This window comes from Kitasatospora sp. NPDC018619 (genome assembly GCF_044391605.1).
Classification (GTDB): Bacteria; Actinomycetota; Actinomycetes; order Streptomycetales; family Streptomycetaceae; genus Kitasatospora.
The window spans coordinates 381,768-407,102 of the sequence record NZ_JBISAI010000005.1 but is presented as its reverse complement, the minus strand read 5'-3'; the positions used below and the strand labels follow the sequence as shown (position 1 = coordinate 407,102).

Annotated in this window: 12 protein-coding genes and 1 pseudogene (1 of these 13 cut by a window edge); 12 read left to right on the top strand and 1 reads right to left on the bottom strand. The window is 74.2% G+C overall.

Annotated elements, in window-relative coordinates; translation table 11 throughout:
• Window positions 1–1,625 (bottom strand): annotated as a pseudogene (locus tag ACH5AR_RS10775) (internalin); the annotation flags it as partial.
• Between the two features lie 719 nt (window positions 1,626–2,344).
• Between ACH5AR_RS10775 and ACH5AR_RS10770 the strand changes: the two are divergent.
• The 12 genes from ACH5AR_RS10770 to ACH5AR_RS10715 form a co-directional block, all read left to right on the top strand.
• Entirely contained in the window at window positions 2,345–2,539 is a 195-nt protein-coding gene (locus tag ACH5AR_RS10770; RefSeq protein ID WP_396301021.1) for a hypothetical protein, read from the top strand.
• Between the two features lie 141 nt (window positions 2,540–2,680).
• Window positions 2,681–3,769 (top strand): LLM class flavin-dependent oxidoreductase, encoded by a 1,089-nt coding sequence (locus ACH5AR_RS10765; protein ID WP_396301020.1) that lies wholly within the window; start codon window positions 2,681–2,683, stop codon window positions 3,767–3,769.
• Between the two features lie 97 nt (window positions 3,770–3,866).
• Window positions 3,867–5,723: a fatty acyl-AMP ligase gene (locus ACH5AR_RS10760; protein WP_396301019.1), complete on the top strand. Its 1,857-nt coding sequence runs from the start codon at window positions 3,867–3,869 to the stop codon at window positions 5,721–5,723.
• 10 nt (window positions 5,724–5,733) lie between these two features.
• The gene (locus ACH5AR_RS10755; protein WP_396301018.1) at window positions 5,734–7,563 is read left to right on the top strand and encodes an acyl-CoA dehydrogenase family protein; all 1,830 of its coding nucleotides are present in this window, start codon (window positions 5,734–5,736) and stop codon (window positions 7,561–7,563) included.
• Window positions 7,560–9,356, top strand: a complete 1,797-nt coding sequence (locus tag ACH5AR_RS10750; protein WP_396301017.1) for an acyl-CoA dehydrogenase — start codon at window positions 7,560–7,562, stop codon at window positions 9,354–9,356. The genes ACH5AR_RS10755 and ACH5AR_RS10750 overlap by 4 nt, the downstream gene beginning before the upstream one ends.
• A gap of 74 nt (window positions 9,357–9,430) precedes the next feature.
• Entirely contained in the window at window positions 9,431–9,697 is a 267-nt protein-coding gene (locus ACH5AR_RS10745; RefSeq protein ID WP_396301016.1) for an acyl carrier protein, read from the top strand.
• A complete protein-coding gene (locus ACH5AR_RS10740) occupies window positions 9,697–11,100 on the top strand; it encodes a condensation domain-containing protein (protein ID WP_396301015.1) in 1,404 nt (467 codons plus the stop codon). Before ACH5AR_RS10745 ends, ACH5AR_RS10740 begins: the two co-directional genes overlap by 1 nt.
• Before the next feature lie 105 nt (window positions 11,101–11,205).
• Window positions 11,206–12,216, top strand: a complete 1,011-nt coding sequence (sbnA, locus tag ACH5AR_RS10735; protein WP_396301014.1) for a 2,3-diaminopropionate biosynthesis protein SbnA — start codon at window positions 11,206–11,208, stop codon at window positions 12,214–12,216.
• Complete coding sequence (gene sbnB, locus ACH5AR_RS10730) at window positions 12,210–13,223, top strand: 2,3-diaminopropionate biosynthesis protein SbnB (protein ID WP_396301013.1); 1,014 nt, start codon at window positions 12,210–12,212, stop codon at window positions 13,221–13,223. Before sbnA ends, sbnB begins: the two co-directional genes overlap by 7 nt.
• A 58-nt stretch (window positions 13,224–13,281) precedes the next feature.
• Window positions 13,282–13,503 (top strand): MbtH family protein, encoded by a 222-nt coding sequence (locus ACH5AR_RS10725; RefSeq protein WP_396301012.1) that lies wholly within the window; start codon window positions 13,282–13,284, stop codon window positions 13,501–13,503.
• A 164-nt stretch (window positions 13,504–13,667) separates the two neighbouring features.
• Window positions 13,668–18,668, top strand: a complete 5,001-nt coding sequence (locus ACH5AR_RS10720; protein WP_396301011.1) for an amino acid adenylation domain-containing protein — start codon at window positions 13,668–13,670, stop codon at window positions 18,666–18,668.
• Window positions 18,665–25,335: the start of a non-ribosomal peptide synthase/polyketide synthase gene (locus ACH5AR_RS10715; RefSeq protein WP_396301010.1), read on the top strand. The gene runs 16,951 nt beyond the window's last position; 6,671 of the gene's 23,622 nt are visible here — the first part of the coding sequence; the start codon lies at window positions 18,665–18,667; its stop codon lies beyond the right edge, outside the window. Before ACH5AR_RS10720 ends, ACH5AR_RS10715 begins: the two co-directional genes overlap by 4 nt.

Sequence of the window (25,335 nt, the reverse complement as noted above, 5' to 3'; positions counted from 1 at the left end):
ACACCCGACAGGTCGTCGGTGAAGGACGCACCCCGGTAGTCGGCCTGACCGGTGTTGGTGACGGTCACGGTGTAGGTGACCGTGTCGCCCGGCTTTGCCGCCGCCTGCGAGGCGGTCTTCCTGACGGCCAGGTTGCCGACCGGAGTCCTGGTGTCGCACCCTTCGGTGCAGTCCGTCCCCGGTGGCCCCGTGACGGCGTTGACGAGCACACCGTCCCCGGTGGGCGGCGTGTTGACCGTCACCGAGTAGGTGACGGTCACCGTGGCACCCTTGGCGACGTCACCGGTCCAGGTCAGCCGCTTGGCCGCGGGGTCGTACACGGCCCCGTTGCTGGCGTCGTTGTTGTACGTCGCGTCGTCCACCACACCCGACAGGTCGTCGGTGAAGGACGCACCCCGGTAGTCGGCCTGACCGGTGTTGGTGACGGTCACGGTGTAGGTGACCGTGTCGCCCGGCTTCGCCGCCGCAGGCGAGGACGTCTTCTTCAGGGCCAGAGCCGCGACCGGCACCCGCGTCGAGCACTCGGGAGCCGAGCCGTCCTCACAGTTGGTACCCGCCGACACGACCTTGTTCCTGAGGACCTTGTCCCCGGTGGGCGGCCTGTTGACCGTCACCGAGTAGGTGATCACGACGCTCGCGCCCGGGGCGATGCTCCCCGTCCAGGTGAGCTTCTTGCTCGCGGGGTCGTAGACGGCGCCGCTGCTCGCGTCGTTGTTGTACGTCGCGTCGTCCACCACACCCGTCAGGTCGTCGGTGACCGTCACCGAGCTCGCGGTGCCCGCGCCGCTGTTCCTCGCGGTGATGGTGTAGGTGACCTTGTCGCCCGGCTTGGCGCTGGTCCTGTCGACGGTCTTGGTGACCCCGACCTGCTTGAGCAGGTTCGGCGCGACCGAGCAGCTGGCCAGGTCGGTGATCGGCCAGCTGCCGCCGCTCTCGGACTTCAGGGTGCCGACCTGGTTGTCCTGGACGTTGCCGCCTGGCAGCTGGGTCGAGGCCCCGCTCCTGGGATCCACCCGGTAGAGGGCGCCGCCGTAGTAGCCCAGGTAGATGGACCCCTTGACGTACGCCATGCCGTAGTTGTCGAAGCCGTTGCCGCTGCCGGCGCCGACCACCTCGACGGCCCGCTGGGCGGTGCCGGTGGCCGGGTCCAGGCGGTAGATGTAGGTCCGGCCGCCGTAGACCAGCCCGTAGTAGGCGCCGCCGTCGCTGTCGACGAACATGTCGGGGACCATCGTCCCGCCGGCGAACACCGCGTCGTTCGCCGGTACCGAGGTGAGGTTGACCCCGCGGGTCCAGACCTGTGTCGCGCCGGTGGCGAGGTTCATCCGGAACAGCTTCGACGTACCGCCGTTGGCCGCCCCGTAGAGCATGCCGTTGTTCGGGTCCGCCGCCAGGCCGCCCCAGTTCTGGCCCGCGGGCAGGCTGCGGCCCTGGCCCCCGGCGATCGCGTCGGTGACGGTGGTGGTGCCGGTGACCTGCTTGTAGAGCGTCAGGTTCGAGCTGGTGTAGTTGGAGTAGAACGCCGCTGTCCTGCCGGTGTCCGGGTCCCTGCCGACGGCCATGTTGGTCGACCAGTAGTCGGGCAGCCCGGTCCCGTTCCGCCGGGCGACCACGGTGTTCGACACGGTCGGATTCCCCGAGGCGTCGTTCACCAACTGCATGCTGGAACGGAAATTGCTGTAATACAAATGATCGCAGTCGATCGACGACGGCCTCGGTTCGGACAGAACGTCAAAGGTTGCCGCCGCTGCGGGAGAAGCCCCGCCCAACAGCACTCCGGGAACCATCAGGGACACCGTCAGTACGTGCGCCAGGCAGGCCGTGAGTCTCCTCGCCAGCCGACGGCCACATCGGTGAGCCGTCATCTCACCTTCCGATCACACAGGGCCCGGCCGGGCCCGCTGCCCAACCGGTGATCAGGCCAGAAGTACAGGAACCGGGTGGCCGTGCGTGGCGCGAGCAGAGCAGGGACCTCGTGTCGCAGCGTCAATCCATCAAAAGGCGCACTCCGCCTCCGAGGCGTTCCCCCCGGGTGCCGTCTCGGCGGTCACGAAACGGGCGAGCGGGAGCCCGGACTTCCCACCTTGACCGACTATGACCGGAACTGCTCGACAGCAGAACGCCAACCACCGCTGACCCAACGCCAGGTCAAGTCCTGCTCTCCGGCGTTGAAAGCCGCCGCCGGGGTCCACCGTGCGTGCCGGGCGGGCCCCCGGGCCTGGTTCCGGGTCTTTCGGAGCCTCGAAATCGGACCGAAAGGGGGTTGAAAACCGGCCCTCGTAGCGTACGGGACGTCCTCACCGAGAACGTCCACCGCCCGAGTAGCGACCGAAAGGCCCACGCCATGCTCTCCACCGCCCACCGCCCCGTGAAGTTCCTCGCCGCCGCCGCCCTGGGCGTGCTGCTGGCGACGGGCGCGGCGCAGGCCGGCACCGCGGCCACGGCGAAGGCCTCGCTGGCCGACAGCACCTGGACGCTGGTCGGCCCGGCCACCGTGGCCGCCACGGCCACCGGCGGCGACGACAGCACCTGGACCTGATCGGGCCGGGCACCGACGGACGGCCCCGCCGACAGACGCCGGACGCCGCACCGCCCCAGCCGCACCGCCCAGGCGCACCGCCCCAGCCGCACCACCCCCGACGACGACCCAGCCACCCCCAGACGACATCGAGGAACCACGGTGGACTTCAGCCTCTTCTACTTCGCCAACGACAGCGCCGACAGCGGCGACGCCGGCCGGTACGAGCTGCTGACCGAGGGCGCCCGTTTCGCCGACGCCAACGACTTCACCGCCGTGTGGACCCCGGAGCGCCACTTCCACCAGTTCGGCGGCCTCTACCCGAACCCGGCCGTCACCGGCGCGGCCCTCGCCACCATCACCGAGCGGGTCGCCATCCGGGCCGGCAGCGTGGTGGCGCCGCTGCACCACCCGCTGCGGATCGCCGAGGACTGGTCGGTGATCGACAACCTCTCCGGCGGCCGGGTCGGCCTCTCCTTCGCCTCGGGCTGGCACCCGACCGACTTCGTGCTGCGCCCCGAGGCGCACGCCGACCGCCGGGAGCTGCTCACCGAGACCCTGCAGACGGTCCGCGGGCTGTGGCGCGGCGAGTCGATGACGCTCAGGGACGGCAAGGGCCAGGACGTCACCGTCAAGGTCTTCCCGCCGGCCGTGCAGTCCGAGGTGCCGTGCTGGATCACCAGCGCCGGGAGCATCGAGACCTTCCGCGCCGCGGGCGAGCTGGGCACCGGTGTGCTGACGCACCTGCTGGGCCAGGACGTCGACGACCTCGCCGTGAAGATCGCCGCGTACCGCGAGTCGCTGCGCGAGCACCACGGCGACGCCTGGCCGGGCCACGTCGTGCTGATGCTGCACACCTTCGTCGGTGAGGACACCGAGCAGGTGCGCGAGCTGGTCCGGGAGCCGCTCTGCGCCTACCTCAAGACCTCGTTCCACCTGATCTCGCACACCATCGCGGGCAAGGGCGTCCGCTTCGACCCGGCGACGATGGCCGACTCCGACGTGGACTACCTGGTCGAGCGCGGCTTCGAGCGCTTCTTCGACGCCCAGGGCATGTTCGGCACCGTCGAGCGGGGCCTGCGGGTGGTCGAGCGCCTGGAGGAGCTGGGGATCGACGAGGTGGGCTGCCTGATCGACTTCGGGGTGCACCCGAAGAAGGTCCTGGAGAGCCTGGAGCACCTCAACCAGGTCCGCATCCGCTCCGCCGAGCGGTCTGCCGAGCCGTCCTCGGAGCGGTCCGCCGCGGCCTGAGCCCCCGGTCGGCGAGGAGTACGGGCGGCCGCCAGCAGGCGGCCGCCGATCCGTGTCAGGTGCGCCCGGAGGCGCACCAGGAAGGTCGGGAGCCGTCGTGGCCACCTATGAAGGTTTTCTCGGGACGTTTCTGGGCCATGTGGCCCGCACGCCCGAACAGCCCGCAGTGATCCACAGCCGCCACTCGCTGGCCGGCGACGTCGAGGAGGTCGGCATGTACGCCGAACTCGACGCCTCCGCCCGCCGGTTGGCCGTCTGGTTGCAGCAGCGCTGCGCACCGGGCGACCGCGCGCTGCTGCTCTACCCGCAGGGCCTGTCGTTCGTCCGCGCCTTCCTCGGCTGCCTGTACGCCGGCGTCGCCCCGGTGGTCGCCCCGCCGGCCGGCGGTGACCGCCGCCAGCAGGAGCGCACCGCCGCGGTGGCCCGGGACGCCGGGACGAGGGTCGCGCTCACCGAGGCCGCCGAGCTGGAGACGCTGGCCGGCTGGCTGGCCGAGTCCGGCCTCGGCGAGGTGGCCGCGGCCGCCACCGACGACGACGCCACCTTCGCGGGCGTCGACCCGCGGGAGTGGGCCCGGCCGGTCCTGGACGCCTCCAGCACGGCCTTCCTCCAGTACACCTCCGGCTCCACCAGCACCCCGCGCGGCGTGATCGTCTCGCACGGCAACCTGGAGCACAACGCCCGGGTGCTGACCGACTCCTTCGGGTTCACGCCCGCGATGCCGACGTGCAGCTGGCTGCCGATGTTCCACGACATGGGCCTGATCCTGACCCTGCTGACCCCGCTCTACCTGGGCTCCACCACGGTGCTGCTCGCGCCGGCCGACTTCCTGCGCCGCCCGCAGCGCTGGCTGGAGCTGATCAGCCGGCACCGGGCCGCGATCACCGCCGCGCCCAACTTCGCCTTCGACCTCTGCGTCCGCCGGGTCACCGACGAGCAGATCGCCGAACTCGACCTCTCCGGCTGGTTGGTGGCCGTCAGCGGTGCCGAGCCGATCGACCCGGCCACGCTGGCCCGCTTCACCGAGCGCTTCGCCCCGGCCGGCTTCCGCGCCGAGACCTTCGCCCCCGGGTACGGCCTGGCCGAGACCACGCTGGGCGTCTCCGGCACCCCGCTCGACGAGGCCCCGGTGGTCCGCACCGTGGACGCCGAGGCGCTCTCCCGCCACCTGCTCCTCCCGGCCCGGGGCGACGGCCCGTCGGTCGACGTGGTCTCCAGTGGCCTGGTCAACGACTTCGACGTCCGGATCGTCGACCCGCAGACCCTGCGGCAGCTGCCGGACGGCGAGATCGGCGAGGTCTGGGTCAGCGGCACCAGCGTCACCCAGGGGTACTGGCGCAAGCCCGAGGAGACCGACCGGATCTTCCAGGCCGTCACCGCCGACGGAGAGGGCCCGTTCCTGCGCACCGGCGACCTGGGCGCGCTCGACGGCCGCCGGATCTACGTCACCGGCCGGCTCAAGGAGATGCTGATCATCCACGGCCGCAACCTCTACCCCCACGACATCGAGCGCGAACTGCGCGCCGTGGACGAGCTGTTCGCCTTCCGGCAGACCACCGCCTTCTCGGTGCGGGCCCGCCAGGAGGAGGTCGTGGTGGTGCAGGAGCTGCGCGCCCCCGACCTCGACGAGCCCGCCCTGCGGGACCTCGCGGACCGGGTGAAGGCGGCCCTGGGCGAGGCGCTCGGGGTCCGGGTCGGCAACGTGGTCTTCGTCCGGACCGGCCAGATCTGCCGCACCACCAGCGGCAAGCTCCAGCGCAACCGCACCCGCGCGCTGTTCGAGGCGAACGCCCTCGACGTGCTGTACGAGTCGCTGCTGCCCGACGTCCGCGCCCGGTTCCGCGCCGCCGACGCCGTGCCCGCCACCGCCGCCGTGCCCGCCACCACCACGGGCGCCGGCGTGGACGCGTCCCCCACCGTGCCCGCCGCGGCCGCGGCCGTCGGGACCTGGTGAGGTGCCGACCGTGCTGCGCTACGCCCCCCACCTGGTCACCGAGCGGTTCGAGGAGCTGCTCGGCGACCCCAACGACACCGCCCGCACCTTCTCGCTGGCCCGCTGCGTCGAGCTCGACGAGCGGGAGGAGTTCCCCGCCGAGATCTGCCGCGAGCTGGACGCCGCCGGGGTTCCCGGCTACTACGTGCCCGCCCGCCACGGCGGTGAACTCCGGTCCTTCGAGGAGCTGTTCCAGGTCTTCCGGGTGGTCGCCCGCCGCGACCTGACCGCCGCGATCGCCCACCACAAGACCTTCCTCGGCGCCGTCTCGGCCTGGGTGGCCGGCGAGCCCGGGCAGGCCGACCGGCTCGCGGCCGACGTCCTGGCCGGCGGGGTGGTCTCCTGGGCCCTCACCGAAGCCGCGCACGGCAGCGACCTGCTGGCCGGCGAGGTGAGGGCCGAGCCCACCCCCGGCGGCTACCGGCTCACCGGTGAGAAGTGGCTGATCAACAACGCCACCCGGGCGGACCAGGTCTGCGTCCTGGCCGCGACCGACCCGCAGGGCGGGGCCCGCGGCTTCACCCTGCTGCTGGCCGACAAGCGGACCCTCGCCGAGGGCGACTACCACTGCCTGCCCGCCGTCCGCACCCACGGCGTGCGCGGCGCGGACATCAGCGGCATCGGCTTCGACGGCGCCGAACTGCCCGCCTCCGCGGTGGTCGGCACCCCGGGCGCCGGGCTGGAGATCGTCCTCAAGGGCTTCCAGCTCACCCGCACGCTCTGCGCCGCGCTGACCCTCGGCGCCGTCGACCGCGGCCTGCGGACCGCCCTGGGCTTCGCCCTGGAGCACCGGCTGTACGGCCGCCCGGTGGCCGAACTCCCGCAGAGCCGACGGATGCTGACCGAGTCCTACGCCGACCAGCTGGTCGGCGAGGCGGTCGGGCTCTTCGCCTCCCGGTCCATCCACGCCCTGCCGGGCGAGCTCGGCACCACCTCCGCCGTCGCCAAGTACCTGGTGCCGACGATCGGCGACGAGGTGCTCACCCGGCTCGGCCAGCTCCTCGGCGCCCGCGCCTACCTGCGGAACAGCTTCGCCCACGGGGTGTACCAGAAGGTCGAGCGGGACCACCGGATCGTCGGGATCTTCGACGGCAGCACGGTGGTCAACCTCAACGCGCTGGTCACCCAGTTCGCCTTCCTCGCCCGGGGCTACCGGGACCGCGCGGTGGACGCCGAGGGCCTGCGGACCGCGGCCGATCTCACCGCCGCCGTCCCGGAGTTCGACCCGCAGCGGCTCCAGCTCGTGCCGCGTTCCGGGGCGAGCGCGGTCAACGCGCTGCCCGGCGCGGCCGACCGGATCGCGGAGCTCGCCGCCGCCGGCCGGGTGGGCGAGCGGCTCGCCGCACTGGTGGCCGAGGTGCGCGCGTTCGCGGACGAGGTGCACCGGCGGATGGAGCTCCACCGGCCGTCCGCCCGCGCCACCCCGGCCGACGCCTTCGACCTGGCCGAGCGCTACACGGTGCTCCACGCCGCCGCGGCCTGCCTGCACCTCTGGCTGGCCAACCGTGAGACGGCCGCCGCGGCGACCGCCCCGGACGCCGGCCCGGACACCGCCGCAGGTACCGCCGCGGCGACCCGTACGGACACCACCGCGGCCCCCGACCCCGCCGCCGGACTGTGGCGCGGCGCCCTGTGGTTGGAGGCCTGCCTGACCCGATTGCTCGACCGGCTGCGCCCCGCCGGCGCGACGGACCGCGGCGCCGTGCTGGACGAGCTGTTCCCCGCCCTGCACGCGCAGTACCGCGGCGGCCTGCTCTTCTCCCCCCTGTCCTGCCGGCTCGCCGAGGAGACCGCCGTATGACCGCCACCCAGGACCACGCGGCCGCCCCCGGTCCGACCGCCGCCCAGGACCACGCGGCCGCCCCCGGCAGCCCGGCGCCCGCCCCCGGCAGCCCGGTCGACGTGGACGCGCTGGAGCTCCGCCTCGGCGACCCGCTCGACCCGCGCAACCCGGTCGGCCACGCCGCCGTGCTCGCCGCCGACGAGGCGGGCCACCCGCTGCGCGCGGGCGAGGCCCTGCTCGACGACTACGGGTTCAACGCCGAGTTCGTGCCGCGCCGCCTCGGCGGCCGGTTCACCACCGTCGACCGCCTCGCCCAGCAGGCCCGCGCGCTCGCCCGCCGCGACTGCACCATGGGCCTGGCCTACGGCATCACCAACTACATCTCCGGCGCGCCGATCTGGACGGACGGCAGCCCGGAGCAGCAGCGCTGGGCGGCGGACACCCTGCTCGACGGCCGCCGCATCTCGGCCGGCTACACCGAGCTGCCGCACGGCAACGACTTCACCCGCAACGAGCTCACCGCCCGCCGGGTCGGCGACCACTACCTGGTCAGCGGCCGCAAGGAGCTGATCAACAACATCTCCCGGGCCGACGGCCTGCTGCTCTTCGCCCGGACGGACGAGGCCCCCGGCAGCCGCAGCCACACCCACCTGCTGATCGACCTCGCGGCCATCCCGCAGGACCGCTTCCGCTACCTGCCGCGGTTCACCACCGCGGGCGTCCGGGGCTGCCGGCTCGCCGGCATCGAGTTCCGGGACTGCCCGGTGCCCGCCTCCGCCGTCGTCGGCGAGGCCGGCGGCGCGATGGAGGCCGTGCTGCGGGCCTTCCAGACCACCCGGGGGATGCTCCCCGGGATGGCCGTCGGCATCCTCGACAGCCAGCTCCGGACGGTCGCCGGCTTCGCCCGCGGGCGGGTCCTGTACGGCCGGGAGGTCGCCGAACTGCCGCACGCCCGCTCGGTGCTGACCGGCGCCTTCACCGACCTGCTGATCGGCGACGCACTCGCCACCATCGCGGCCAGGTCGCTGCACCTGCTCCCGGACGAGACCAGCGTCTCCACCGCCGCCGCCAAGTACCTGGTGCCCAAGCTGCTCCGCGAGGCCGACTACCGGCTCTCCGTCCTGCTGGGGGCCCGCTCGTACCTGCGCGAGGGCCCGCACGCCGTCTTCCAGAAGAACAGCCGCGACCTCCAACTGCTCACCTTCGGGCACGCCAACGCCACCGTCTGCCAGGCGACGCTCGTCCCGCAGCTGCCCAGGCTCGCCCAGCGCAGCTGGGCGGCCGAGACCGCGGTGCCGGCGCCGGCCCGGCTGTTCCGCTTCACCGAAGCCCTGCCCGAGCTGGACTACCACCGCCTCCAGCTCACCTCCCGCGGCGCCGACAGCCTCAGCGCCGTGCTCGGCACCCCGGTGGACGCCCCCGGCCCGGCCCGCCTGGCCGCCCTCTTCCTGGACGAACTGCGGGAGCTGAAGGAGCGGGTGGGCGCGCTCGGCGCGCTGGACCGCACCGTGGTGGCGGGCCGTCGCGGCTTCCTGCTCGCCGACCGCTACGCCGTCGTCCTGGCCGCCGCGTCCTGCCTGGGCATCTGGCAGCAGGCGGACGCGGCCGCCGACCCGTTCCTCGCCGACCCGGCCTGGCTCACCGCCGCGCTTCACCGGCTGGCGGTGCGGCTCGGCCGCACCGGGCAGGCCCCCGACGAGGGCGCCCACGACCGGCTGCTCGCCGAGCTCCTGGCCCGGGTCGACACCTCCCGGAGCCTGGACCTGGCGGGCCGGACCCTGCACGGGCACCGCCCCGACCGCGCCCGCTGAGCCCGGTCCGCCACACCCCCTTCCGACAGCCGCCCCCGAACCACCCCACCCCTCGGACCACCAAGGAGCACCCCATGGCCACCACCGAGACCGCCCTCTCCCCGCAGGAGCTCGGCGACTGGCTCACCGAGCGCGTCGCCTTCTACCTGGAGTGCCCGGCGGAGGACGTCGACCGCACCCGCCGCCTGGTCGAGATGGGCCTGGACTCGATCTACGCCCTGACCCTCTGCGGCGACATCGAGGACCACTTCGGCATCGCCGTCGAGCCGACCCTCGCCTGGGACCACCCGACCGTCGAGGCGCTGACCGCCTTCCTCGGCGCGGAGCTGGGATCCGTCTGATGGCCGCCGCCCAGCCGCTCTCCGTCGGACAGGAGGCCCTGTGGTTCCTGTACCGGCTGGCCCCGGACAGCGCGGCCTACTCGATCCTCTCCGCCGTCCGGGTCCGCACCCCGCTGGACGACGCGCTGCTCGACCGGGCGGTCCGCGCGGTCGCCGGGCGGCACGCCGTCCTCCGCTCCCGCTACCGGGAGGTGGACGGCAGGCCGCACCGGGCCGACCTCGGCGCGGACGCCGTCCGGCTGGAGGTGCGCGAGGTCGGCCCGGTCTCCGACGAGCGGCTGTACGCGCTGGTCCGCGAGGTGTACGAGGCCCCCTTCCGGCTCTCCTCGGAGCCACCGCTGCGGGTCGCCCTGCTGCGGCTCGGACCGGCCGACGCCGTCCTCGTCCTGGTCGTCCACCACATCGCCGGCGACGCCACCTCGCAGTGGCTGGTCCTGCGCGAACTCCTGGACGCCCACCAGTCGGCCGCGCTGACCGGCGAGACCGGCCTGGCCCCGCTCCCGCTCGGCTACGAGGACCACGTCGCGGCCGAGCGGGCCCTGATCGCCTCGCCGCGCGGCGCGCGGATGGCCGCGTACTGGCGCGCGGTCCGCGCCGGGGCCACCGCCGCCGAGCTGCCCACCGACCGGCCCCGGCCGCCGGTGCAGTCCTTCCGCGGGTCGGCCTGCGCCGTCCCGCTGCCGGATGGCGCCGGGGCGCGGGTCCGGGCCGCGGCGGAGGAGCTGGGCGTCACCCCGTTCGCCTTCCTGCTGGGCGTCTTCCAGGTCCTGGTGCACCGCTACGCCGGGTACGGCGAGGCGCTGATCGGCTGCGCGGCCAGCAACCGCACCCCGCGCACCCTGGGGCTGGTCGGCTACCTGGTCAACCCGCTGCCGCTGCGCTCCTCGATCCACCGGAGCACCACGTTCCGGCAGGCCGTGCTGGCCGCCCAGAGCCAGGTGCTGCACGGCATGGCCAACGTCGGCTACCCGACCGTCCTGGCCGGCCGGGGCGAGGGCGCGCAGGAGGCCCCGGAGGCCAAGGGGCCGCCGGCGCACCTGGCCTTCACCCTGATCGCCGCCGACCGGCTCGAACCCCGGCTGCCCTACCCGGCGGCCGGCCGCACCGAGGGGCCGGAGTACGAGTACCGGGGCCTGCGGCTCGCCGTGCTCGACCTCCCGCACATGGAGGGGCAGTTCGACCTCAACGCGGACGTCCGGCTGACCGGGGACGCCCTCACCGCGTTCTTCCGCTACGACACCGCGCTCTTCGAGCGCGGAACCGTCGAGCGGATCGCCGCCGGCTACGCCCGGCTGCTCGCGGCCGCCCTCGCCGACGTCGACGCGCCCGTCGCCCGGGCTTCGCTGGCCGACCAGGACGAGCTGCTCCGGATGCTCGCCATGGGCGCCGGAACGCCGGCCTGACGGACCGCCGGACATCCCCGGAGGTCCATATAGAAGAGATATAGCGGGCGCGCCCAGGATCAGGGAGCCAGCTGTGAACAAGCGCACTTCCGCGAAGGGGAGACCGTGGCAGAGAAGGTGTTCAAGGGAATTCTCTCCACTATCGGCGATTCGCCACTGGTGGAGCTGGAGAACCTGATCCCTGGTTACCACTCGCGGATTTTCGCGAAGATGGAGCGGTTCAACCCGGGCGGCAGCATCAAGGACCGCTCGGCGGCGAGCATGCTGCTCGGCCGGATCCGCAGCGGCGAACTCGAGCCGGGCCGCTCGGTGGTGGTCGAGTCCAGCTCGGGCAACCTGGCGATCGGGATCGCGCAGATCTGCCGGTACTACGGGCTGCACTTCATCTGCGTGGTGGACGCCAAGACCACCGAGCACAACCTCGCCATCCTGCGGGCGTACGGAGCCACCGTCGAGGTCGTCCGGGATCCCGACCCGGCCACCGGCGAGTACCTGCCGGAGCGCATCCGGCTGGTCCGCCGGCTGGTGGACTCCATCCCCCACGCGTACTCGCCCGACCAGTACGCCAACCCGCTCAACCCCCGCGCGCACGAGCGCACCATGCGGGAGATCGCCGAGGCGCTGGACGGCCGGGTGGACTACCTCTTCGCCGCCACCAGCACCACCGGCACCCTGAGCGGCTGCGCCGCCTACGCCCGGGACAACGGCCTCGGCACCACGACCGTCGCCGTGGACGCGGTCGGCAGCGTGCTCTTCGGCCACGAGCCGGCCCGCCGGCTGATCCCGGGCCACGGCGCCTCGATCCGCCCCGAGCTGCTGGACCCGGGCGCGGCGGACCGCGTCGTCCACGTCACCGACCTGGACTGCGTGGTCGGCTGCCGCCGCCTGACCCTGCGCGAGGCGATCCTGGCCGGCGGCTCCTCCGGGGCCACCGCCAGCGCCCTGGAGAAGGTCTCGGGCGACATCCGGCCCGGGTCCAACGTCGTACTCATCTTCGCGGACGGCGGTGACCGCTACACGGACACCATCTATTCCGACGCCTGGGTGAGCAAGAACTTCGGAGAGGTCTCCCACCTGTGGAAGGCCGACGCTGACAGAGAGCTCATTCCGTGCTGATCATTCGCCACAGCGACGTCCGGGACATCCTGGACGGCCGCGAGCAGGACGTGCTGGACGCGGTCGCGAACGCCTACCGCCTGCACGACGAGGGGAGTTCGGCCCTGCCGCACTCCGTCTTCCTGCGCTTCCCCGACGCCCCCCGCGACCGGATCATCGGCCTGCCCGCCTACCTGGGCGGGCCGGACGAGATCGCCGGGATGAAGTGGATCTCCTCCTTCCCCGGCAACCTGGAGCGCGGCCTGGACCGCGCCAGCGCCGTCATCGTGCTCAACGAGATGGCCACCGGCCGTCCGGACGCGCTGGTCGAGGCCTCGCTGGTCTCCGCCAAGCGCACCGCGGCCGGCGCCGCCCTGGCCGCCCGGCTGCTGGTCACCGAGCCGGCGCCCACCGGCGTCACGCTGGTCGGCACCGGCGTGATCAACCTGGAGGTGCTGCGCTACCTGCGCACCACCCTGCCCTCGATCACCGACGTCACGCTGTACGACCGCAGCGCCGAGCGGGCGGCCGGCTGCGCCGAGCGCTGCGCCGCGCTGGTGCCCGGCACCGTCACGGTGGCCCCGGCCCTGGACGAGGCGCTCGCCGCCCACCGCCTGGTGGCCTTCGCCACCACCGCGGCCGAGCCGCACACCGACCTGGCCGCCTGCGCCCCCGGCACCACGGTGCTGAACGTCTCGCTGCGCGACATCACCGCCGGGGCGATCCTCGCCGCCCGCAACGTGGTGGACGACGTCGACCACGTGCTGCGCGAGCAGACCTCCCCGCACCTCGCCGAACAGGCCTGCGGCCACCGGGAGTTCATCGGCGCCACGCTCGGCGGCCTGCTCAACGGCACGGCCGTGCACCGGCCCGACCCGGACCGGGTCACCGTCTTCTCCCCGTTCGGCCTCGGCGTCCTCGACCTCGCGGTGGCCGGCCTGGTGCGCGAGCACGCGGCCGCCGCGGGCCTGGGCGTGGAGGTCGACGGCTTCCTCCCCGAGGCGCGGCCGGTCCCGGCCGGGGTGTGAACCCCGCCTCGCTGTCCCACCCCTCCGTAGCACGCACCGAGACAAGGAGTCCGTACAGATGAGCGACATCCAGGCTGACGAGCCCGGCTACCGCGTGGTCCGCAACGACGAGGAGCAGTACTCGGTCTGGTGGGCCGACCGCGACCTCCCGGCCGGCTGGCACGCCGAGGGCACCGAGGGCACCAAGGACGAGTGCCTCGCCCGGATCACCGAGGTGTGGACCGACATGCGCCCGCTGAGCCTGCGCCGGCGGATGGAGGCGGCCGCCGCGGCCGTCTGACCCGCCCGCCGGGCCCCCCGACCGCGCCGGCCCGCCTCCCCCGACGGGCCGGCGCGCCCACCCCGCACGCCCGGCGCCCCACCGCCGGCGCCCGATCCGCACCACCGGGGCGCGTCCCGCCCTCCCGCCACCGACAGTTGCCGCTCACCAGAGGACATTGAGAGATGACCACGCACCAGCGCCCGGGTGACCCGGCCGACGACCGGACCGCGACCCTGGCCGGGCTGGTTGCCCGGCAGGCGGCGCTGACCCCGGACGCGCCGGCCGTCAGCACCGCCGACCGCACCTGGACCTACGCCGAGCTGAACGCCCGCGCCAACCGGCTCGCGCACCACCTGGCCGGCCTCGGCATCGGCCCCGAGGCGCTGGTCGGCGTCCGGCTGGAGCGCGGCCTCGACCTGGTGGCGGCGCTGCTGGCGGTCTGGAAGACCGGTGCCGGCTACCTGCCGCTCGACCCCTCCCACCCGGCCGACCGGGTGCGCTGGATCCTCTCCGACACCTCGGCCGCCCTCGTCCTGACCACCTCCGCGCTGGCCGACCGGGCCGGAGACACCCCCGAACTCCTGCTGGACGGGCAGGACTTCGGGCACCACCCGGCCACCGACCCGAAGACCCCCGCCGACCCGGCCGGCACCGCCTACGCGATCTACACCTCCGGCTCCACCGGCCGCCCCAAGGGCGTCCTGGTCACCCACGAGGGCATCGCCAACCGCGTCCTGTGGACCGTCCGCCGGCACGGGCTCGGCCCGGCCGACCGCGTCCTGCAGAAGACCACCATCGGCTTCGACGCGGCCGGCTGGGAGCTGTTCGCCCCGCTGGTGAGCGGCGGCACCGTGGCCCTCGCGCCGGTCGGCGCCGAGCAGGACCCGGCCGCCCTGGTGCGCTCCGCCGCCGAGCAGCGGATCACCGTGCTCCAGGTCGTGCCGTCCGTGCTGCGCCTGCTGGTCGAGGAGCCCGGCTGGGCCCGGCTGGCCGACCTGCGGCTGCTCTTCTCGGCCGGCGAGCCGCTGCACGCCGAGCTGTGCCGCCGCGCCCTGGAGCGGGCCGGCCGCGACGGCATCGAGATCTGGAACACCTACGGCCCCACCGAGTGCTCGATCGACGTCACCGCCCAGCCGTACGACCCCGCCCAGACGACCGGCCCCGTCCCGATCGGCCGCCCGCTCGACGGCCTGCGCGTCCTCGTCCTGAGCGAGGACGGCGACCTGGTGCCCGTCGGCGTGCCCGGCGAGCTGTACGCGGGCGGCGTCGGCGTGGCCCGCGGCTACCTCGGCCGCCCCGACCTCACCGCCGAGCGCTTCGTGCCGGACCCGTACGGCCCGGCCGGCAGCCGCCTCTACCGCACCGGGGACCTGGTGCGCTGGCGCAGCGACGGCACCCTGGAGTACCGGGGCCGGATCGACCACCAGATCAAGGTCAACGGCGTGCGGATCGAGCCCGGCGAGGTCGAGGCCGCGCTGGTCGCCCACCCCGACGTGGACGGCGCGATGGTCACCGCCGTCACCGCCGAGGACGGCGGGCACCGCCTGGTCGGCCACGTCGTCACCCGCAGCGGCCGGACCCCGGACGAGCTGCGCTCCTTCCTGCGCGGCCGGCTGCCCGAGCCGCTGGTGCCCACCGTGCTGGTGCCGCTGGACGCCTTCCCGCTCACCGCCAACGGCAAGGTCGACCGCGCCGCGCTGCCCGCCCCCGACCTCTCCGGCACCGCCGGCCGGCCCCCGTACCTGGCCCCGCGCACCGAGGCCGAGCGGACCGTCGCCGGGGTCTGGTCCGCCCTGCTCGGCGTCGCCGAGGTCGGCGCGCACGACGACTTCTTCCAGCTCGGCGGCTCCTCGCTGCTGCTCACCCGGCTCGCCGCCCGGCTGCGCGCGGCCTCCGGCGGCGAGGTCCAGCTGCGCGGCCTGTTCACCGCCTCGACCGTCGAGGCCCAGGCCCGGCTGCTGTCCACCGCCCCCGCCGACCGCCCGGTGCTGCCCGTCGACCGGGGCGGTGAACTCCCGCTCTCCTTCGGCCAGGAGCGGCTGCGCTTCCTCGACCGGATGAACCCCGGCGGCCCCGAGTGGGTCTCGCCCGTCTTCCTCAGGCTGCCCGTCGACGCCGACACCCCGGCCGTCCGCCGCGCCCTGGACACCCTGGAGGCCCGGCACGAGGCGCTGCGCACCCGCTACCCGAACGACGACCGGGCGGTCCAGCTGATCGCCGAGCCCGGGCCGGTGGAGCTGAGCGAGCACGGCACCGACCGCGCGGGCCTGGCCGCGGTCGTCGCCGGGCAGTTCGCCCGCGGCTTCGACCTGACGGCCGGGCCGCTGTGGCGCGCCGCGCTGATCCGGGTCGCCGACGGCGGCACCGTCCTGCTGCTGACCATCCACCACATCGCGTGCGACGGCTGGTCCGCCACCGTCCTGGAGCGCGAGTTCGCCGCGCTGTACGCGGGCTTCACCCGGGGCGAGCAGCCCCAGCTGCCCGAACCCGCCCTCGGCTACGCCGACTTCGCCGCCTGGCAGCGCACCTGGCTGACCGCCCGGGAGCTGGCCGACGACCTCGCGTTCTGGTCCGCCGAGCTGGCCGGCCTCAAGCCGCTGCCGCTGCCCACCGACCACCCCCGGCCCGCCGAGCGCGACCACCGCGGCGCCGTCGTCCCGTTCACCGTCGAGGCCGAGGTCGCCGAGGCGCTCGCCGAGCTCGGCCGCCGGCACGGCGCGACCCCGTTCATGACCCTGCTCACCGGGTTCGCCACGCTGCTCGCCCGCTACAGCGGCGAGTGGGACGTCACCGTCGGCACGCCCGTCGCCGGGCGGGTCCGCCCCGAGACGGAGAACCTGGTCGGCTTCTTCCTCAACTCGCTCGCCCTGCGCAGCGGCCTGACCGGAGACCTGACCTTCGAGCAGGCCCTGGAGCGCGTCCGCGCCACCTGCCTGGCCGCCTTCAGCCACCAGAACCTGCCGTTCGAGCAGCTGGTCGAGCAGGTCCAGGGCGACCGCGACCTCTCCCGGACCCCGATCTACCAGGTCGCCTTCGACCTCCACGACGAGACGATGACCTCCGGCGGCGCCGACTTCGACGACCTGGAGACCTTCCGCCAGGCCTGGCGGATCGCCAAGACCGACCTGACCCTCTTCTTCCGCCGCCGCCCGGACGGCACCCTCCTCGGCGTCCTCGAGTACGCCACCTCGCTCTTCGAGGAGCGGACGGTGGCCCGCCTGGCCGGCTACCTGACCCGGGTGCTGCGCACCGCCGCCGAGCGCCCCGGCACCCGGCTCGACGAGATCGAGCTGCTCTCGCCCGAGGAGCGCCACCGCCAGCTGGTCGGCTGGAACGAGACCGAGGGCGCCCACACCGGCGCCACCGTCCTGGAGCTGATCGAGGCCCGGGCCGAGGCCGCCCCGGCCGCGACCGCCGTCCGCTCCGCGGAGGGCACCGCCAGCTTCGCCGAACTCGACGCCAGGGCCAACCAGTTCGGCCACCACCTGCGCGCCCTCGGGGTCCGCTCCGAGTCCGTGGTCGGCGTCCTGCTGGACCGCGGCCGGGACCTGCTGCCCGCCTTCCTGGGCACCTGGAAGGCCGGCGGCGCCTACCTGCCGCTCGACCCCGCCAACCCGCCGGCCCGGCTGGCCGCCGTGCTCGCCGACGCGGGCGCCGGCGTGCTGGTCACCAGCTCCGCCTACGCCGGCGGCATGGTGGAGGCCTTCGACGGCGAGCTCGTCGTCGTCGACCTCGACCGCGCCGAGCTCGACGCCCGGCCGCGGACCCGCCCCGAGCGGTTCCTCGACCCGCGGAGCACCGCGTACACCATCTTCACCTCCGGCTCCACCGGCCGCCCCAAGGGCGTCCAGGTCGAGCACCGCGGGCTCGCCAACCACGTCGCCTGGGCCGCCCGCGAGCTGGCCGGGCGGGGCACCGGCGGCGCCCCGGTCTTCTCCTCGACCGCCTTCGACCTGGTGGTGCCGAACCTCTACGCGCCGCTCGTCGCCGGGCAGCCCGTCCACCTGCTCCCCGCCGACCTCGACCTCGCGCGGCTCGGCGCCACCCTGGCCGCCTCCGGCCCGTACAGCTTCCTCAAGCTGACCCCGGGCCACCTGGAGATCATCGGGCAGCAGCTCGACGACGAGCGGGCCCGCGGGCTCGCCGAGCTGGTCCTGGTGGCCGGCGAGGCCTTCCCCGGCGAGCAGGCCGCCCGCTGGCTCGGCCTGCTCGGCCCCGACCGGCTGGTCAACGAGTACGGGCCCACCGAGTGCTCGGTCGGGACCTGCACCCACCCGGTGGATGGCCCGCAGCCCGCCGTCGTCCCGATCGGCCGCCCGCTGCCGGGCATGACCATGTACGTGCTCGACGACGCCCTGCGCCCCGTGCCGCCCGGCGCGAGCGGCGAGCTGTACGTCGGCGGCACCGGCGTGGCCCGCGGCTACCTCGGCCGGCCCGAGCTGACCGCCGAACGCTTCCTGCCCGACCCGTACGGCCCGCCCGGCGCCCGGCTCTACCGCACCGGCGACCTCGTCCGCCAAGGCCCCGACGGCGCCGTGGAGTTCATCGGCCGGCTGGACCACCAGGTGAAGATCCGGGGCTACCGGATCGAGCTCGGCGAGATCCAGGCCGTCCTCGCCGCCCACCCGGCCGTCCGGGAGGCCGTGGTGCTCGCCGACGGCGGCGGCCAGGGCGAGGCCCGGCTGACGGCCTACCTGGTGCCCGCCGGGCAGGGCCTGCCCGAGCACGCCGAACTCGCCGCCCACTGCGCCGAGTCGCTCCCCGACTACATGGTGCCGACCGCCTTCCTCGCGCTGGCGGCCGTCCCGCTCACCGCCAACGGCAAGGTGGACCGGGCCGCGCTGCCCGACCCCCTGGCCGGCTCCCCGCTCACCGGCCGCACCGGCCCGCGCGACGTCGTCGAGGAGCGGGTCGCCGAGATCTGGGCCGACCTGCTGGGCACCGAGCCCGACGTCCACGACGACTTCTTCCGCAACGGCGGCAACTCCATCCTCGGCATCCGCCTGGTCTCGCGGATCCAGGCCGAGTTCGAGGTCGACCTGCCGCTGCGCGCCATCTTCGAGGGCCCCACCGTGGCCCGGCTCGCCCGCGCCGTCGAGGACCTCGTCCGGGCCGAGATCGACAACCTGTCCGACTCCGAGGTTCTCGCGGACTCGATGCTGCTGAAGGAGCACGACGCATGACCACTGGCAACGTCGAGAAGACCCTGGCCGCCGACCCGCTGCGGGCCGAGCTGCTCCGCCGCCGGCTCGCCGGCGGCCGGGGCGGCCGGCGCCGGGCCATCCCCCGCGCGGACCGCGACCGGCCGCTGCCCCTCTCCTCCGGCCAGGAGCAGATGTGGTTCCTCACCCGGCTCGACCCGGACAGCCACGAGTACCTCGTCCCGCTCGCCCTGCGCCTCGCCGGCGCGCTCGACCCGGCCGCGCTGCGCCGGGCCGCGGACGGCGTGGTCGCCCGGCACGAGATCCTGCGCACCCGCTACGCCTTCACCGGGGCCGACCCCGAGCAGCTCGTCGACGCGCCCGCGCCGGTCGACTTCGCCTGCGTCGACCTCACCGGCCTGCCCGCCGGCGACCGCCTCCCGCAGGCCCTGCGGCTGGTCGAGGAGCAGGCGGCCACCCCGTTCGACCTGGAGCACGAGTGGCCGCTGCGGGTCCGGCTGCTGCGGCTGGCCGAGGACGACCACGTCCTGGTCACCGTCTTCCACCACATCGCGTGCGACGCCTGGTCCACCCAGCTCTTCGCCGAGGAGCTGAGCGCCCGCTACCGCGCGGAGACCACCGGCACCGGCGCCGAGCTGCCCGAGCCCGACCTCCAGTACGCCGACTACGCCGCCTGGCAGCGCGCCCGCACCTCCGACGCCGCCCTGGCGGACCACCTGGGCTTCTGGCGCGAGCGCCTGGACGGCCTCGTCCCGCTGGAGCTGCCCACCGACCGGCCCCGCCCGGCCGTCCGCAGCTGGGAGGGCGCCGCCGTCCCGCTGTCGCTGCCCCGCGCGCTCACCTCCGCCCTGCGCGACCTGGCGCTGGACCACGACACCACCACCTTCACCGTCCTGCTCGGCGCCTTCCAGGCCCTGCTGTCCCGCTACAGCGGCTCCACCGACATCACCGTCGGCACCGTCGCCTCCGGCCGGATCCGCCCCGAGCTCCAGAAGGTCATCGGCTACGGCATCAACAGCCTGGTGCTGCGCGGCCGCTGGGACGGCGACATCCGGTTCGACCGGCTCCTGGAGCGGACCAGGGCGACCGTGCTGGACGCGTACGACCACCAGGAGGTGCCGTTCGGCCGCCTGGTCGACGAGATCCAGCCCGAGCGCGACCTGACCCGCACCCCGCTGTTCCAGGTCGCCTTCACCATGCACGAGTCCCGCACCACCTCCTACGACCTGCCCGGCATCCGGGTCACCCCCTTCGAGGCCACCGGCCGGATCGCCCGCTTCGACCTCACCCTCCAGATCGAGGAGGGCCCGGACGGCTCGCTGCACGGCCAGCTGGAGTACGCCACCGCGCTCTTCGACCGCACCACCGTCGAGCGGATGGTCAACCACTTCCTGCGCCTGCTGCGCGCGGTGACCACCGAGCCGGGCATCCGGCTCTCCGCCGTCGACCTGCTCGACGACCACGAGTACGACGTGCTGGTCGGCGCGCCCCTCGACCCGGCCGCCGGCACCGACGGGCGCTTCGTCCACCAGGCCTTCGAGCAGCAGGCCGCCGCCACCCCCGACGCCGTCGCGGTGGTCGCCGACGGCGTCGAGCTCAGCTACGCCGAGCTCAACGCCCGCGCCAACCGCATCGCCCACCACCTGCGCGCGCTGGGCGTCGGCCCGGAGAGCCTGGTCGGCGTCTGCCTGGAGCGCGGCGGCGAGCTGATGCCCGCCCTGCTCGGCGTGCTCAAATCCGGCGCCGGCTACCTCCCGCTCGACCCGGCGAACCCGGCCGAGCGCCTCGCCTACGTGGTCTCCGACGCCGGCGCCTCGGTCGTCCTCACCGAGAGCGGGCACCTCGACACCGTCGCCGGGTTCCACGACGGCCCGGTGGTCGTGCTGGACCGCGACACCGACCTGCTCGCCGGGCAGCCCGCCACCGACCCGGCCCCGGTCGGCACCCCGGACCAGCTGGTCTACGTCATCTACACCTCGGGCTCCACCGGCCGCCCCAAGGGCGTCTGCCTCTCCCACCGCAACGTGCTGCGCCTGCTCACCTCGGCCCGCCGGCACTACGGCTTCGGCCCGCAGGACGTCTGGCCGCTCTTCCACTCCTACGCCTTCGACGTCTCCGTCTGGGAGATGTGGGGCGCGCTGCTGCACGGCGGCCGGCTGGTCGTCGTCCCCGCGGCCGTCACCCGCTCCCCCGAGGACTTCCTCGACCTGCTGGTCGACCACGGCGTCACCGTCCTCAACCAGACCCCGTCGGCCTTCCGCTCGCTGGTCGCCGCCGCCGCCGACGGCGACCAGCGGATCGACCGGCTGAAGCTGCGCGCGGTGGTCTTCGCGGGCGAGAAGCTGCCCGTCGCCGACCTCCAGCCCTGGGTGGACCGCCTCGGCCTGGACCGGCCCGCACTGCTCAACATGTACGGGATCACCGAGACCACCGTCCACACCACCTACTACCGGGTGGAGGAGGCCGACCTCTCCCCCGAGGCCGGCAACCCGATCGGCCACCCCCTCGACGACCTGCGGGTCTACCTGTTCGACCGGTGGGGCCGCCCGGTGCCGATCGGCGTGCCCGGCGAGATCCACGTGGCCGGCCCCGGGGTCGCCCGCGGCTACCTCGGCCGCCCCGACCTCACCGCCGAGCGCTTCGTGCCGGACCCGTACGGCCCGGCCGGCAGCCGCCTCTACCGCAGCGGCGACCTGGCCCGCCGACTGCCCGACGGCAGCCTGGAGTTCCTCGGCCGGATCGACGCCCAGATCAAGATCCGCGGCTACCGCGTCGAGCTCGGCGAGATCGAGGCCGCGCTCGCGGCCCACCCGCGCGTCCGCGACGCCGTGGTGGTCCTGCGCGAGGACGCCGGCGCGGACAAGGAACTGGTCGCCTACCTCGTCCCGCAGGCCGACGGGGCCCCCGACCTCGCGGAGCTGCGCGCCGAACTCGGCCGCACGCTGCCCTCGTACATGGTCCCGGCCGCGTTCGTCACCCTGGAGCGGCTGCCGCTCACCACCAACGGCAAGCTCGACCGCCGCGCCCTGCCCGCCCCCGGCGGCGAGGCCCGCGGCTCCGGCCGGGCGTACGTCGCCCCGCGCACCGCCACCGAGGAGCGCCTGGCTGCGGCCTGGGCCGAGGTCCTGGGCGTCGAGCGGGTCAGCGTCGAGGACGGCTTCTTCGACCTCGGCGGCGACTCCATCCGGGCCGTCGCCCTGGTCGGCGCGGTCCGCGCGGCGGGCTTCGACCTCGCCGTCCGCGACGTCTTCGAGTACCGCACCGTCGCCCACCTCGCCGAGCTGCTCACCGGCCGCACCGCACCGGCCGAGAACCCCGCGCCCGTCCGGCCCTTCGAGCTGATCGACGCGGCCGACCGCGCCCTGCTGCCGGCCGGCGTGACGGACGCCTACCCGCTCTCCCAGGTCCAGACCGGCATGGTCATGGAGATGGTCGCCGTGGGCGGGCGCAACAACTACCACAACGTCACCACCTTCCGGATCCGAGACGAGCACGGCTACCGCCCCGAGCTGATGGCGCAGGCCGCGCGGATCGTCACCGCCCGGCACGAGGTGCTGCGCACCTCCATCGACCTCACCGGCTACTCCGTGCCGATGCAGCTGGTGCACGCCGAGGCCGCGATGCCCGTCGGCCACCAGTCGCTGCGCGGCCTGGACGACGAGCGGATCCAGCGCGAACTGCGCGCGTACACCGTCCGGGAGCGCGCCGAGGTCTTCGACCTGGCCGTCCCCTCCCTGATGCGCCTCTACGCGCACGACACGGGCGACGGCGGCTGGTGGCTGTCGGTCACCGAGTGCCACCCGGTCCTGGAGGGCTGGAGCCACCACTCGCTGCTGATGGAGCTGCTGGAGCTCTACGGCAGCCTGCGCGACGGCACCCCGGCGCCGGACGCGGCCCGGGACGCGGCCCTGGACGCCGAGGGTTCGGTGCGGTTCGCCGACTTCATCGCCGCCGAGGCCCGGTCGCTGGCCGACGAGGCCGACCGGGACTACTGGCAGGGCGTCGTCGACGGCTACGCCCCCCTCACCGTGCCGAGCGGCTGGGGCGAGCAGCCGCAGGCCCCGCGCGCCACCTACCAGGCCGAGGTGCCCATCCAGCACCTGGAGGGCCGGCTGCGCGCCCTCGCGGCGGGCTCGCGGGTGTCGCTCAAGAGCGTGCTGCTGGCGGCGCACCTCAAGGTGATGAGCCAGCTGACGGAGGAGCCGCTCTTCCACACCGGCCTGGTCTGCGACGCGCGGCCCGAACTGCTGGGCGCCGACCGCGTGTACGGCATGTACCTCAACACCGTGCCGTTCACCCACGACCGTACGGCCGCCACCTGGCGCGAGCTGGTCGCCGGCGTCTTCGCCCGCGAGGTGGAGCTCTGGCCGCACCGGCGCTTCCCGCTGCCGGCGATCCAGCGCCTGGCCGGCGGACGGCAGTTGCTCGACGTCTACTTCAACTACCAGGACTTCCGGCAGGTCGACACCGATCTCGTCGACTACCTGGCCAGCATCGACGACAGCCCGACCGAGTTCCCGCTCACCGTCTCCAGCCGCTCCGGCTTCGTGATCCTCACCGCCGCCTCGCGGGCCCTCACCCAGGCGAACGTGGACCGCATCGCGGCGATGTACCGGCTGGTGCTGGAGGCGATGGCGGCCGACCCGGAGGGCGACGCCAGGGCGGTCCACCTGCCCGAGGGCGAGCGCGAGCGCGTCCTGGAGGCCTGGAACGGTTCGGCCACCGCGACGGCCGCCGGGTGCGTGCCGGAGCTGTTCGCGGCCCGGGTGGCCGCCACGCCGGACGCCCTCGCCGTCGTCAGCGGCAATACGACCCTGACGTATGCCGAACTCGACGCGCGCTCCAACCAGTTGGCACACCACCTGCGAGCCCTGGGCGTGGCCCCGGGCGACGTCGTCGGCGTGCTGCTGGAGCGTTCGGCCGAGCTGCCGGTCGCCCTGCTGGCCGTCCAGAAGACCGGCGCCGCCTACCTGCCGCTCGACCCGTCCCACCCGGTGGAACGCCTGAGCGGCACGCTGTCCGACGCCCGGGTGCGCGTGCTGGTGGCCTCCTCCACCCCCGAGTGGTTCCCCGGCACGGTGGCCCTCGCGGCCGGCGAGGCCGTGAACGCCTGCTCCACCGAGGGCGGTTGGGCGCCGGTCGATCCGGCGGCGGTCGCCTACGTGCTCTACACCTCCGGCTCCACCGGCCGCCCCAAGGGCGTCCAGATCCCCCACGGCGCCCTGGGCAACCTCCTCCTCGGCATGCGCCGCGTCCTCGGCACCTCCCGGACCGGCACCGAGACCTGGCTCGCCTCCACCTCCGTCTCCTTCGACATCTCCGGCCTGGAGCTCTACCTCCCCCTCGTCGACGGCCACCGCCTCGTCCTCGCCGCAGACGAGGAACGCGACGCCGACTCCCTGCTCCACCTCATCCACACCCACGGCATCACCCACGTCCAGGCCACCCCCTCCGGCTGGAAACTCCTCCTCGACGCCGGCTTCACCACCACCGACGTCACCGCCCTCGTCGGCGGCGAGGCCCTGCCCGTCGAACTCGCCCGCGACCTGCGCGCCCGCACCACCCGACTGGTCAACGTCTACGGCCCCACCGAGACCACCATCTGGTCCACCACCTGGGACGTCCCCACGGACACCGAGACCGTCTCCCTCGGCACCCCCCTCGACAACACCCAGCTCTACATCCTCGACAGCCACCTCCAGCCCGTCCCCCTCGGCGTCGTCGGCGAACTCTGCATCGCCGGCGCCGGGGTCGCCCAGGGCTACCTCGACCGCCCCGACCTCACCGCCGACCGCTTCGCCCCCAACCCCTTCGGAACACCCGGCACCCGCCTCTACCGCACCGGCGACCTCGTCCGCCGCCTGCACGACGGCACCATCGAGTTCCTCGGCCGCACCGACCACCAGGTCAAGATCCGCGGCTACCGCATCGAACTCGGCGAGATCGAAACCCGCCTCACCACCCACCCCGGCATCCACGACGCCGCCGTCATCGCCCGCACCGAGGACACCGGCGACACCTGGCTCGTCGCCTACCTCATCCCCACCGGCACCAACGCACCCGACACGGCCGAACTGCGCACATTCCTCCGCGAAACCCTGCCGGACTACATGGTCCCCGGCGCCTTCGTCGCACTCGACGCCTGGCCCCTCAACTCCGCCGGCAAGCTCGACCGCAAGGCCCTCCCCGCCCCGGACCGTTCGGCGGAAAGCGTCTACGTGGCACCCCGCACCGAAACCGAAGCGAGGATCGCCCAGGCCTGGGCCGACGCCCTGGGCGTCGAGCGCGTCAGCATCGAGGACAGCTTCTTCGACCTCGGCGGCGACTCCATCCGCGCCATCGTCCTCGTCGGCGCCGTCCGCGCCGCCGGCTACCAGGTCGCCGTCCGCGACGTCTTCGAACACCGCACCGTCGCCGAACTCGCCACCCACGTCACCGCCCAGGCCCAACCCGTCACCGAAGAGACCTTCACCCAACCCTTCGCCCTCATCACCGACACCGACCGCACCGCCCTGCCCCCCGGCACCACCGACGCCTACCCGATCTCCCAGGTCCAACTCGGCATGCTCGTCGAAATGGCCCTCGACGACGAACAGCTGACCTACCACAACGTCGACGCCTTCCGGATCCGCGACGACCACCCCTTCGACGCCACCGCCCTCCAACACGCCGCCGACACCCTCGTCGA

Coding starts and splice junctions, on each gene's coding strand:
- ACH5AR_RS10770 (WP_396301021.1), top strand. CDS start 2,345: ATGCTCTCCACCGCCCACCGCCCCGTGAAGTTCCTCGCCGCCGCCGCC.
- ACH5AR_RS10750 (WP_396301017.1), top strand. CDS start 7,560: ATGACCGCCACCCAGGACCACGCGGCCGCCCCCGGTCCGACCGCCGCC.
- ACH5AR_RS10745 (WP_396301016.1), top strand. CDS start 9,431: ATGGCCACCACCGAGACCGCCCTCTCCCCGCAGGAGCTCGGCGACTGG.
- ACH5AR_RS10740 (WP_396301015.1), top strand. CDS start 9,697: ATGGCCGCCGCCCAGCCGCTCTCCGTCGGACAGGAGGCCCTGTGGTTC.
- ACH5AR_RS10725 (WP_396301012.1), top strand. CDS start 13,282: ATGAGCGACATCCAGGCTGACGAGCCCGGCTACCGCGTGGTCCGCAAC.
- ACH5AR_RS10720 (WP_396301011.1), top strand. CDS start 13,668: ATGACCACGCACCAGCGCCCGGGTGACCCGGCCGACGACCGGACCGCG.